Here is an 11697-nt window from a genome sequence, read left to right on the forward strand (position 1 = left end):
TTCTGGATGATCGTCAATTTGCATCGTTTTTCTCCTTTCTTTGTTCTAAAACAGCAGAAAATCCTGCCATAAAATGGCAGGACTAAAAAACTTATTATCTGTTTTCGTTCAAGCTTTAACTCCATAGGGCGATGTAATGAGCTTAGTCTTGACCTTCGCGACCAGGACTGTTGACCAACGAGTAGTGTCTCCACTGCTTTGCGGTAGTCATCCGTATCCCTATGGTAGCCTCACCTACCGTTTTCGCCTTTCAGTATAAACCTTTAACTCGTAAAAGTCAACGATTTATCTCATTTTTCTTAGATTACGATTAATTCTTTTGGAGCAAGGGTTAATAACTCACAACCTGTATCTGTAATCAAGATATCATCTTCGATACGAACTCCGTATTTACCTTCAATATAAATACCAGGTTCATCAGTCAAGACCATTCCAGATTTAATAACTTCTTTGGAAGTTTGGCTAAAGTAAGGTTCTTCGTGGATATCAAGTCCAATACCGTGCCCGATACCGTGTGTAAAGTATTCTCCATAGCCTGCTTCCACAATAATATCACGAGGGATTTTATCAAAATCACGGAAACCTAAGCCATCCTTAGCTTGGTCAATCAGAGCTTGGTTAGCCTTCAAAACGGTGTTGTAGATTTCTGCTTGTTCGTCGCTGGCATGACCTAGGTAGATGGTACGTGTCATATCACTGACATAGTGGTCATAAAGGCACCCAAAATCCATAGTGATTGCTTCGCCTAGTTCTACTGGCTTGTGCATTGGGTGGGCATGAGGTTTAGAAGAGTTGATTCCACTTGCTAAGATTGTGTCAAAAGACAAACCTGCCGCTCCCAGCTCACGCATACGGAAGTCAAGGAAATTGGCAATTTCAATTTCTGTCTTACCTGGCTTGATAAAGTCAAGAGCATCGTGGAAAGCTTGGTCTGAGATGGAACAAGCCTTACGAATAGTCGCAATCTCTGTCTCGTCCTTAATCATACGAAGGGCTTCAACAAACTGAGTTTGAGGGAGCAATTCCAAACCTTTAAAGGCTGTTTGCATACGATGGTAATAAGAAACTGAAATCTCATCTTCAAACCCGATACGAGAAAGGCCCATATCTTTTGCAATCTTTGCGATAATAGCCAACTCGTCACGCTCTGCAAAAATCTCAAAACCAGTTACTTCTTGCTTAGCAGCGATAATATAGCGGGCATCTGTCACCAAGACTTGACGGTCACGACTGATAAAGACTGTCCCATTTGAACCCCAAAATCCTGTCAAATAGTAGACATTTTTAAGGTTATTGATAATGATTCCATCTAGTTCTTTTTCTTGCATTTTATCTAAAAATGCTTGTACACGTTTATTCATGATGTAACTTTCCTTTCAAATACTGTCCTGTATAGCTAGCTTCATTAGCAGCTACTTCCTCTGGTGTCCCTGTTGCGATAATAGTTCCGCCACCAACACCACCTTCTGGTCCTAGGTCGATAATATGGTCTGCTGTTTTGATAACATCCAGATTGTGCTCAATGACGAGAACTGTATTACCATCATCAACAAAGCGAGACAAAACGGTGAGTAGGCGAGCAATATCCTCAGTATGCAAACCAGTTGTCGGTTCATCTAAAATGTAGAAGGACTTACCTGTCGAGCGCTTGTGGAGTTCACTAGCCAGCTTCATACGCTGGGCCTCCCCTCCAGAAAGTGTCGTAGCTGGTTGTCCCAAGGTCACATAACCTAGACCAACATCTTTGATGGTCTGGAGTTTGCGTTGAATTTTCGGAATATGTTGGAAAAATTCTACCGCATCGTTGACGGTCATATCCAAGACTTGCGAGATATTCTTTTCCTTGTAGTGTACTTCTAGCGTTTCACTGTTGTAGCGGGTCCCATGGCAGACTTCACAAGCCACGTATACATCTGGCAAGAAGTGCATTTCAATCTTGATAATCCCATCACCCGAGCAGGCCTCACAGCGACCACCCTTGACATTGAAACTGAAGCGACCCTTTTTGTAGCCACGAATCTTGGCTTCATTGGTCTGAGCAAAGAGGTCTCGAATGTCATCAAAGACACCTGTATAGGTCGCAGGATTAGACCTCGGTGTTCGTCCAATTGGACTCTGGTCAATGTCTATCAGACGATCGATATGCTCGATTCCTGTAATGGATTTAAACTTACCAGGCTTGTCTGAATTGCGATTGAGCTTTTGTGCAATAGCCTTTTTGAGGATGCTATTAATCAAGGTAGACTTCCCTGAACCAGATACCCCTGTCACCGCAATGAATTTTCCTAGTGGGAAACGAACGGTGATGTTTTGCAAGTTGTTCTCACGCGCGCCTATCACTTCGATAAAGCGTCCATTTCCTACACGACGTTCTGACGGCACTGGAATCGCGCGTTTCCCTGACAGATACTGTCCTGTAATGGATTTGCTGTTGCGAGCTACCTGTTTAGGCGTTCCTGCAGCAACAATTTCTCCACCAAAGACACCTGCACCAGGGCCAACGTCAATCAGATAATCAGCTTCTCGCATAGTATCTTCATCGTGTTCCACCACGATCAAGGTATTCCCCAAGTCACGCATCTTTTTCAGGCTGGCAATCAGGCGGTCATTGTCCCTCTGGTGAAGACCGATGGATGGCTCATCAAGGATATAGAGAACTCCTGAGAGATTGGAACCAATCTGGGTCGCCAAACGAATACGTTGACTCTCCCCACCTGATAGGGTTCCTGCCGAGCGGGATAACGTTAAATAGTTAAGACCCACGTTATTGAGGAAGGTCAAGCGGTCCTTGATTTCCTTCAGGATAGGACGAGCGATAATAGCTTCATTTTCAGATAGAGTTAGTTGATCAATGACCTCCAAATGGTCTGCGATGGAGAGGTCTGAAATTTCTCCGATATGGAGCCCTTTTTCTCCCCCTACTCGAACAGATAAGGCTTGGTCATTGAGACGATAACCATGACAAGTGCCACAAGTCAGCTCGTTCATATAGAGACGCATCTGTGTACGAGTGTAGTCGCTATTGGTTTCATGATAGCGACGCTTGATATTTCCAAGCACTCCTTCAAATGGAATGTCGATATCACGAACTCCGCCGAATTCATTTTCATAATGGAAATGGAACTCTTTCCCATCTGAACCATAGAAAATGAGATGTTTTTCCTCCTCGGACAAGGCCTCAAAAGGAGTATCCATATCCACTCCAAAGGCTGTCATGGCTTGTTCCAGCATATTTGGATAATAGTTTGAAGAGATAGGGTTCCAAGGCGCTAAGGCTCCCTCGCGAAGGCTCTTGCTAGCATCTGGTACGACTAAGTCCGTATCAACCTCTAGCTTGATTCCCAAACCATCACACTCGCTACAAGAACCAAATGGTGCATTGAAGGAGAAGAGACGAGGTTCTAGCTCTGGAACTGTAAATCCACATACTGGACAAGCATAGTGTTCTGAAAAGAGCAACTCTGAATCATCCATAGTATCAATAACGACATAACCTTCAGCGATACGAAGGGCTGCTTCAATTGAGTCAAAGAGACGACTACGGATACCATCTTTGATGATAATACGGTCTACCACCACATCGATGTTGTGTTGTTTATTCTTTTCAAGTTCAGGAACTTCGGTCACATCATAGACAACCCCATCGACACGGACACGAACATAGCCATCCTTTTGAATCTTTTCAATCAGCGTCTTATGCTGACCCTTTTTCTTACGAATGACAGGAGCCAAAATCTGCAAGCGTTGGCGTTCTGGCAATTCCAAAACCTTGTCCACAATCTGCTCTACAGACGAAGCCTTGATAGCCCCATGTCCATTGATACAGTAGGGGGTCCCTACACGTGCATAGAGAAGACGTAGATAATCGTTGATTTCCGTCGTTGTTCCAACCGTCGAACGAGGATTTTTACTGGTCGTTTTCTGGTCAATGGAAATGGCAGGGCTGAGACCATCGATAGAATCCACATCTGGCTTTTCCATATTGCCTAAGAACTGACGAGCATAAGCTGACAGACTCTCAACGTAGCGACGTTGCCCTTCTGCATAAAGGGTATCAAAGGCTAAACTAGACTTTCCTGATCCAGATAGTCCCGTCACCACAACTAGCTTGTCACGCGGAATTTCCACATCTATATTTTTTAAATTATGGGCGCGTGCCCCATGGATGACAATCTTATCTTGCATATTACTTCTTTCTAGTTCATTGTTGCTTTCCATTATACCAAAAAAAGTGAAATTCTATTACCAAAAAAGCCGATTTTGTAGTATAATAGTACGGTGTCAAAAATCACTGAAACACGAATTAGATTAGGAAAGGATAGGAGATATGAAACAAGTCTTTCTCTCAACAACAACTGAATTTAAAGAGATCGATACGCTCCAGCCGGGCACTTGGATCAATCTCGTCAATCCTACTCAAAGCGAATCGATGGAAATCGCCTCAGCCTTTGATATTGATATCGCCGATCTCCGTGCACCACTCGATGCCGAAGAAATGTCTCGTATCACCATCGAAGATGAGTACACCTTGATTATCGTAGACGTCCCAATCACAGAGGAAAGAAATAACCAGACCTACTATGTGACTATTCCCTTGGGGATTATCATCACAGAAGAGGCTATTATTACCACTTGCTTGGAGCCTCTACCACTTCTTGATGTCTTTATCAATCGTAGGCTTCGAAATTTCTATACCTTCATGCGTTCGCGCTTCATCTTCCAAATCCTCTACCGCAATGCGGAGATTTACTTGACAGCCCTCCGTTCAATCGAACGTAAGAGTGAGCAGATTGAGAGTCAACTTCATAAATCTACTCGAAACGAAGAATTGATTGAACTCATGGAATTGGAAAAGACCATCGTCTACTTCAAAGCTTCACTTAAGACAAATGAGCGCGTGATTAAAAAATTGACCAGCGCAACTAGCAATATCAAGAAATATCTCGAAGACGAAGACTTACTGGAAGATACCTTGATTGAAACGCAACAGGCCATCGAGATGGCGGACATCTATGGAAACGTCCTTCACTCTATGACAGAGACCTTCGCTTCTATCATTTCAAACAACCAGAACAATATCATGAAAACCTTGGCCCTCGTGACCATCGTTATGTCCATCCCGACCATGATTTTCTCAGCCTACGGAATGAACTTTAAGGATAATGAAATTCCTTTAAACGGAGAACCACACGCTTTCTGGCTCATCGTCTTTATCGCCTTTGCTATGAGTGTTTCTCTCACTCTTTACCTCATCCATAAAAAATGGTTCTAAACAGGAGTTATTATGTCACAGATTGATTTAAAAGAATTAACCAAGAAAAACCAAGAATTTATCCACATTGCAACCCAGCAGTTTCTTAAAGATGGAAAAACTGACGCCGAAATCAAGGTCATCCTTGAAGAAGTCATTCCTCATATCCTTGAAGAACAACCAAAAGGGGTGACAGCTCGTTCTATCTACGGAGCACCAACTCACTGGGCTCACAGCTTTAGCGAAAAAGAGCAATACGAGAAAGAACATCCAAAAGAAAACGACGATCCAAAATTGATGATGTTGGATTCAGCCCTTTTCATCACAGGACTTTTTGCAGTAGTTAGCGCCTTGATGAGCTTCTTCTCAAACCAACCCGTGGCCTACGGATTGGTAACACTTATCAGTGTAGGGGCCTTTGGTGGAGTTGCCTTTTACCTTCTCTATCACTTCATCTACCGCTACTACGGGCCAGATACTGACCGTAGCCAACGCCCTCCATTCTGGAAATCACTTTTGGTTATGTTAGCAACTATGTTTGCCTGGGTTCTCATCCTCTTCTTGAGTAACTTCCTTCCACAAGCCATCAATATTAGTCTCCCACCACTTGTTTTGTTGGTGATTGGAGGAGCACTTCTTGCCCTACGTTTCTACCTCAAAAAACGTTTCAACATCAAGAGCGCAAGTGCTGGACCAGCTAGATATTAAGATAAACAAAAAAAGTAGTGTGTTTTACAGACAGACTACTTTTATTATGGCTCCAAAGCATTTTTTGATTCTCCAAAGAAAAGTAGCTACATTTTCTAAAAACGTTCTAATGTAACGGCTCCCCTTAAAATCCCTAGGTTTTATCCTTGAATTCAAGTTGTTTTTCTGTTATACTAATAAAATAATAAGGAGAAATATATATGACTAAACAGAGAATTAATCAAATTGTTGGTTCAATTGGTGCCTTTATTGGGATTATTGTATTTATAGCCTACATCCCCCAAATTTTTGCCAATTTACAAGGGAACAAAGCTCAACCATTTCAACCTTTATCAGCAGCAATCTCTTGCTTAATCTGGGTCATTTATGGATGGACAAAAGAGCCTAAGAAAGATTGGATTCTAATCATTCCAAACTCGGCCGGGGTTGTCCTTGGAGGACTGACCTTCCTTACTGCTCTATAAGAATGCAACTACTATAAAAAGCAACCACATCGAGCGGTTGCTTTTTTGCTTACTTTCGTGATCTAAAAGCCTTTTTCTGATTCTAATCATTGTTGTTTCTCCTCATCTTTTGTGATACAATAGCATCAATTTATTTCTAGGAGGATGAGATATGGTTTCTACTATTGGTATTGTTAGTTTGTCTAGTGGCATTATCGGAGAAGACTTTGTCAAACACGAAGTGGACTTGGGTGTCCAACGTCTCAAGGACTTGGGACTCAATCCTATCTTTTTACCCCATTCGCTAAAAGGCTTAGACTTTATCAAGGACCATCCTGAAGCACGTGCAGAGGATTTGATTCAGGCCTTTTCTGATGATAGCATCGACATGATCCTATGCGCCATCGGTGGAGACGATACCTATCGTTTATTATCCTATCTTTTTGAAAATGACCAACTAGAAAAAGTTATCAAACAAAAGATTTTTCTTGGCTTCTCGGATACGACCATGAACCATCTAATGTTGCATAAACTAGGAATTAAGACTTTTTACGGCCAATCATTTCTAGCAGACATTTGTGAGTTAGACAAAGAAATGTTACCATATAGCTGCCACTACTTTAAAGAATTGATTGAGACTGGAAAAATCTCAGAAATCCGCCCTAGTAACGTTTGGTATGAGGAACGGACTGATTTTAGTCCCAAAGCTTTGGGAACACCTCGTATCAGCCATGCAAATACAGGTTTTGACTTGTTACAAGGCAATGCTCAGTTTGAGGGAGAAATCCTCGGTGGTTGTCTTGAGTCTCTCTATGATATTTTTGACAACTCTCTACACGCAGATAGCACAGACCTCTGCCAAAAATACAAACTTTTCCCTGACTTATCCGACTGGGAAGGAAAGATTCTATTGCTAGAAACAAGTGAAGAAAAGCCTGAACCTGACGACTTCAAAAAGATGTTGCGGACTTTAAAGGAAACTGGTATATTCGAGGTCATCAGAGGACTCTTGGTCGGGAAACCTATGGATGAAACTTTCTATGACGACTATAAAGAGGCACTATTGGATATCATTGATAGCAATATCCCGATTGTCTATAATCTAAATGTTGGTCATGCAACTCCAAGAGCAATTGTCCCCTTTGGCGTTCACGCCTACGTAGATGCAGAGGAGCAAGTCATCCACTTTGACTATAACAAATAAAGCTGGGAAAATTTCTCAGCTTTTTTCAGTATCGTTACTAGCATTTTCATCACATACTACCGATAGCTAAAATAATAAAGGATAGGCTATTGCCTAACATGTGAACAAGTAGGGGATAGTAGACATTCTCCTTTTCTTTCACATAAATAATAGAAAAGACAAGGCCCCCACCTAGGTATCCGACTGCACCGACCCACTCTGATAAACTTACATTATGCATATGAGTCAGAGCAAAGACAATTCCTACCAGAAGAATGCTTAGCCAACTTGGCAGACTTTTCTGCAAGTGATGCAATAAGAGCTGACGGAAAAAGAGTTCTTCCACCAAAGGTCCAATGATGCAGGCGAAAACTGCTATCAGTAGTGGTTGCTCTTGAAAGGTAATTTGAATATTCGACTGGTTTAGACCTTGTCCGACCAGCCCGAAAAACTGCCTCAACAACTCTGATATAAATCCAAAGGCAACAGTCATCAGAATGAGAAAGAGCCATCCTGTTAAGACGCCAAAGAAGAATTTTCTTTTAGCCTTTCTAATCTCTTCCCACTTTTGGAGCAATAGGGACTTAAATAAGAAGCAACCATACACAAACATGATGGTATAGACTAAATATGTCCCTGCAGAAGAAGGTAATGGAGCATCAAATACTCGTATACCATCAAACACAAAAAGGACTGTATAGAGAATCGCAAAAATCAGAATTCCCTTATTTTTGTTAGACATCATTTAAGACCCTTCCATTCACAATCATTCTCGTGGTCATCAACTAATCCTGCAGCTTGTAGAAAGGATAAAACAGCGACTGGTCCTGTGAACTTGAAGCCTCGTTTTTTGAGACCCTTGGATATTTTTTCAGACAAAGGCGTTTTGGCTGGTGCTTGACTGTAGTCCGGGATATCATTGACCATGGTTTTCCCATCCACAAAAGACCAGAGATAAGCATCAAAAGAGCCATACTCTTTCTGAACTTGTAGAAAGGCCTGGGCATTAGCTCGCGTCGCAAAAATCTTGGCACGATTGCGGATAATTGCTGGATTATTCATCAAAGCTTCCAGTTCTTCATCCGTCATGTCTGCAACAGCTTGAATTTGGTAACCATGAAAAACTTGACGGAAGGCCTGGCGTTTATTGAGCACCGTTTCCCAAGATAGACCGGCCTGATAGGTCTCCATACACAACAACTCAAAAAGGGCCTGATCATCATGGAGGGGCTGACCCCATTCTTCATCATGGTAAGCTACATATAGCGGGTTGTTCATTTTGACCCAGCCACAGCGTTTGGGCATAGGAACCTCCTATTTTACCAACATTTTAAGGGCAGATTTGATGTAGTTTTCAGCTGTATCAGAAGTTCCTTCAAAGAATTTCTTGATCTTCTTAAGCTCGGTCGCCTTGTAGCCCAATGCCAACATGGCTTCCATAGCTTCTTCCAATTCTTGGTTGTCATTGCTAGATGGAGCTGCCGTCTTAGCAGGGAGGTCATCCCCTGCGACAACCACCTTACCTTCTAAGTCCAACACCATCTGTTGGGCTGTTTTCTTGCCAATTTTGGGGAACTTGGTCAAGTAGGTAATGTTCTTGGTCTCGATGGCTTGAACGAGCCCTGCATTGTCATCAGCTGCGATAATAGCCAGAGCTGATACAGGACCAATGCCTGATACAGAAATCAAACTGAGAAAGAGTTTTTTCTCGTCTTCTGAACGGAAACCGTAAAGGAGATGAGCATCTTCGCGAACGACTTGATGCACATAAATTTTCGCTTCTTGGTTGACTTGTCCTGAGTAGGCATAAGGGTTAGCTACATGTAGGATATAGCCGATACCGTTAGCTTCTAGAACGATGTATTTAGCAGTAATTTTGGTAATGATACCTTTTAGATATTCGTACATAATTTTCCCTTCAATTTATACTCAATGAAAATCAAAGAGTAAACTAGTAAGCTAACCGTAGGCATAACTTGAGTTAGGCAAGGTAAGGCTGACGCAGTTTAAAGAGATTTTCGAAGAGTATTAGTATTTTCCTAGTTCTCGTAGGCTAGTATGATTTTCTTGAATGCGACGGAACATCTTTTCCATATCTGACTTGGTAAAGTGGACCAAAACAGGACGTCCGTGGGGACAATTGTATGGGTTGTCGCATTGAGAGAGTTGATAGAGAAGCTGTCTGGCTGAGTGGTCATCGATACGATGGTTGGCCTTGATTGACCGTTTGCAGGACATCATAATGGCCAGCTCTGCTCGGTATTTCTTGATAGAAACTTCCTTTGTCAAAAGGAGCATATCACACATCTCATAGATACCAGACTCGATTTCCTCCTCTGCCATCCAAATGGGATGTTCGCGCAAGATAAATTGATTCTCCCCGTACTCTGCTAGAAAGACGCCAACTTCCTCTAAAAGAGACATTCTTTCCTTGAGGCGAAGGGAATCATCCGCAGGAAATTCAAAGATATAGGGCACTAGGAGTTGCTGCTGGCTCTGGTCAACATTGCCAATACTTTCGCGATACTCCTCATACTTAACCCGCTCCTGAGCTGCGTGTTGGTCTATGATGTAAAGCCCATCTCTACCTTGGGCAAAGAGATAGGTTCCATGCATCTGACCGAAAAATTCCAACTCCGGGAAGCTTGAAGATTCTTCTCGCTCCAGCTTGTCATAAGCCTTATCCAAACTAGCCATATCTAACTCAGGATGATCCAGTTGGTCGTAACTGATAGACTTTCTCTCTGCAAAATGCAGTTTTGCTGGTTTGGTCAGCTGATCCAAGGTTTCCTTAGCGAAGAGGTTCAAATCCTGTCTTTCTTCAGTCAGATTCACCTGATGGTCTGCTACCTCAGCTTGAGGCGGTCTTGTCAGCTCCGTTTGCTCGTAGTAAAGATTATTTTCTTTAAGCGGGAGAATGGTTTGCTCTACTTTTTCACGATTGCGTACGGTAGACTTTGCCAGATTTTCCAAGGCATCTGGAATCAAGGTCTGTTCCTTGAGACTCTTTGCGATAGCTTCTGAAACCAGTGCCATCAGCTCTCTTTCCTTAGAAATACGCACCTCTTGCTTGGTTGGGTGCACATTGACATCGGCTAAGTAAGGGTCAATCTGGATGTGAATAACAGCTAGTGGAAAACGCCCCACCATGAGCTTGCTGCCGTAACCATCTAAAATAGCACGATTGAGCAGGAAGTTTTTGATATAACGACCATTGATAAAAAGACTGATATAGTTGCGATTAGCCCGCGTCAATTCCGGCAAGGAGACAAAGCCTGAAATTTCAAAGTCTAGGTCAGAATTCTCAATCTCAACCATCTTTTTGGCACTAGCTAAACCATAAATCCCAGCAATGGCCTGACGCAGCTGACCCGTACCAGCTGTTCGTGTCATTTCCTTGCCATCGCTAATCAGGCTAAAGGAAATCTCAGGATGGGCTAGCCCAAGACGATTAACAATATCAATGATGTGGGACAACTCTGCCTGCTGACTCTTCATATACTTGAGACGAGCTGGTGTGTTGAAAAAGAGATCCTCCACACAAACCTTAGTCCCCACAGGACTGGTTGCTGGGCTAATCTCTTCAACTTCTCCCCCACGAGCCACTAACTTGGTCCCGTGACTTGCTCCATCCACCGCAGTCAACAAAGTCAAAACACTGACAGATGCGATAGAAGGCAGAGCTTCACCACGAAAACCAAGTGTTCGAATTCGAAAAAGATCCGCTTGATTCTTAATCTTACTGGTCGCATGACGGCGGAGAGCTAACTCGACTTCATCGTGGGCAATTCCGTGACCATTATCTGTGATTTGAATTTTCTTGAGACCAGCTTCCTCAATCTCAATGATAATCTGGCTAGAGCCCGCGTCAATGGCGTTTTCTACCAGCTCCTTAACAACGCTAGCAGGACGCTCGATAACTTCTCCTGCTGCAATCTGGTTGGCCAAGACTTCTGGTAATTCAATAATATGAGACATCTTTCAGCCCCTTTCTTAACTATTTTTATCTATTTCTCTGAAAATAATACTCTTCAAAAATCTCTTCAAACCACGTCAGTCTCGCCTTGCCGTATATGTATTACTGACTTCGTCAGTTCTATCCACAACCTCAA

General features: G+C 42.7%; 10 protein-coding genes and 1 riboswitch. Of the genes, 4 read left to right on the top strand and 6 right to left on the bottom strand.

Going from position 1 to position 11697, the window contains the following annotated elements; genetic code table 11:
- Positions 1-92: 92 nt before the first annotated feature.
- A riboswitch (M-box (ykoK) riboswitch) is annotated at positions 93-246 on the bottom strand.
- A gap of 53 nt (positions 247-299) precedes the next feature.
- Both HMPREF2795_RS00390 and uvrA read right to left on the bottom strand, forming a co-directional pair.
- Positions 300-1361: a M24 family metallopeptidase gene (locus tag HMPREF2795_RS00390; protein ID WP_075227894.1), complete on the bottom strand. Its 1062-nt coding sequence runs from the start codon at positions 1359-1361 to the stop codon at positions 300-302.
- Complete coding sequence (gene uvrA / locus HMPREF2795_RS00395; RefSeq protein WP_075227895.1) at positions 1354-4185, bottom strand: excinuclease ABC subunit UvrA; 2832 nt, start codon at positions 4183-4185, stop codon at positions 1354-1356. The genes HMPREF2795_RS00390 and uvrA overlap by 8 nt, the downstream gene beginning before the upstream one ends.
- A gap of 142 nt (positions 4186-4327) precedes the next feature.
- On the opposite strand from uvrA, the gene HMPREF2795_RS00400 reads away from it, so the two are divergent.
- From HMPREF2795_RS00400 to HMPREF2795_RS00415, 4 genes are all read left to right on the top strand, one after another.
- Positions 4328-5272: a magnesium transporter CorA family protein gene (locus HMPREF2795_RS00400; protein ID WP_000815631.1), complete on the top strand. Its 945-nt coding sequence runs from the start codon at positions 4328-4330 to the stop codon at positions 5270-5272.
- A 12-nt stretch (positions 5273-5284) separates the two neighbouring features.
- On the top strand, positions 5285-5959 hold the full coding sequence (locus HMPREF2795_RS00405; protein ID WP_075227896.1) for a DUF1129 domain-containing protein: 675 nt from the start codon (positions 5285-5287) through the stop codon (positions 5957-5959).
- 200 nt (positions 5960-6159) lie between these two features.
- Positions 6160-6423 (top strand): SemiSWEET family transporter, encoded by a 264-nt coding sequence (locus tag HMPREF2795_RS00410; protein WP_000166358.1) that lies wholly within the window; start codon positions 6160-6162, stop codon positions 6421-6423.
- 151 nt (positions 6424-6574) lie between these two features.
- Positions 6575-7606 carry a S66 family peptidase gene (locus HMPREF2795_RS00415; RefSeq protein ID WP_075227897.1) on the top strand — a complete coding sequence of 344 codons (1032 nt, stop codon included), beginning with the start codon at positions 6575-6577 and terminating at the stop codon, positions 7604-7606.
- 49 nt (positions 7607-7655) lie between these two features.
- Here HMPREF2795_RS00415 and HMPREF2795_RS00420 read toward each other — a convergent pair whose 3' ends face one another.
- The 4 genes from HMPREF2795_RS00420 to mutL form a co-directional block, all read right to left on the bottom strand.
- Positions 7656-8330: a CPBP family intramembrane glutamic endopeptidase gene (locus tag HMPREF2795_RS00420; RefSeq protein WP_075227898.1), complete on the bottom strand. Its 675-nt coding sequence runs from the start codon at positions 8328-8330 to the stop codon at positions 7656-7658.
- Complete coding sequence (locus HMPREF2795_RS00425; RefSeq protein WP_075227899.1) at positions 8327-8890, bottom strand: DNA-3-methyladenine glycosylase I; 564 nt, start codon at positions 8888-8890, stop codon at positions 8327-8329. The genes HMPREF2795_RS00420 and HMPREF2795_RS00425 overlap by 4 nt, the downstream gene beginning before the upstream one ends.
- 9 nt (positions 8891-8899) lie before the next feature.
- Positions 8900-9493 carry a Holliday junction branch migration protein RuvA gene (gene ruvA / locus HMPREF2795_RS00430; protein ID WP_075227900.1) on the bottom strand — a complete coding sequence of 198 codons (594 nt, stop codon included), beginning with the start codon at positions 9491-9493 and terminating at the stop codon, positions 8900-8902.
- Positions 9494-9613: 120 nt separating this feature from the next.
- Positions 9614-11563 carry a DNA mismatch repair endonuclease MutL gene (gene mutL, locus HMPREF2795_RS00435; RefSeq protein ID WP_075227901.1) on the bottom strand — a complete coding sequence of 650 codons (1950 nt, stop codon included), beginning with the start codon at positions 11561-11563 and terminating at the stop codon, positions 9614-9616.
- Between the last annotated feature and the right edge of the window lie 134 nt (positions 11564-11697).

The organism is Streptococcus sp. HMSC056C01 (assembly GCF_001811305.1).
Lineage (GTDB): Bacteria > Bacillota > Bacilli > Lactobacillales > Streptococcaceae > Streptococcus.

Bases quoted from the DNA above. Each gene is read 5' to 3' on its own strand.
- HMPREF2795_RS00415 (WP_075227897.1), top strand. From the start codon at position 6,575: ATGGTTTCTACTATTGGTATTGTTAGTTTGTCTAGTGGCATTATCGGA.
- mutL (WP_075227901.1), bottom strand. From the start codon at position 11,563: ATGTCTCATATTATTGAATTACCAGAAGTCTTGGCCAACCAGATTGCA.
- HMPREF2795_RS00425 (WP_075227899.1), bottom strand. From the start codon at position 8,890: ATGCCCAAACGCTGTGGCTGGGTCAAAATGAACAACCCGCTATATGTA.
- ruvA (WP_075227900.1), bottom strand. From the start codon at position 9,493: ATGTACGAATATCTAAAAGGTATCATTACCAAAATTACTGCTAAATAC.
- uvrA (WP_075227895.1), bottom strand. From the start codon at position 4,185: ATGCAAGATAAGATTGTCATCCATGGGGCACGCGCCCATAATTTAAAA.
- HMPREF2795_RS00420 (WP_075227898.1), bottom strand. From the start codon at position 8,330: ATGATGTCTAACAAAAATAAGGGAATTCTGATTTTTGCGATTCTCTAT.
- HMPREF2795_RS00400 (WP_000815631.1), top strand. From the start codon at position 4,328: ATGAAACAAGTCTTTCTCTCAACAACAACTGAATTTAAAGAGATCGAT.
- HMPREF2795_RS00390 (WP_075227894.1), bottom strand. From the start codon at position 1,361: ATGAATAAACGTGTACAAGCATTTTTAGATAAAATGCAAGAAAAAGAA.
- HMPREF2795_RS00410 (WP_000166358.1), top strand. From the start codon at position 6,160: ATGACTAAACAGAGAATTAATCAAATTGTTGGTTCAATTGGTGCCTTT.
- HMPREF2795_RS00405 (WP_075227896.1), top strand. From the start codon at position 5,285: ATGTCACAGATTGATTTAAAAGAATTAACCAAGAAAAACCAAGAATTT.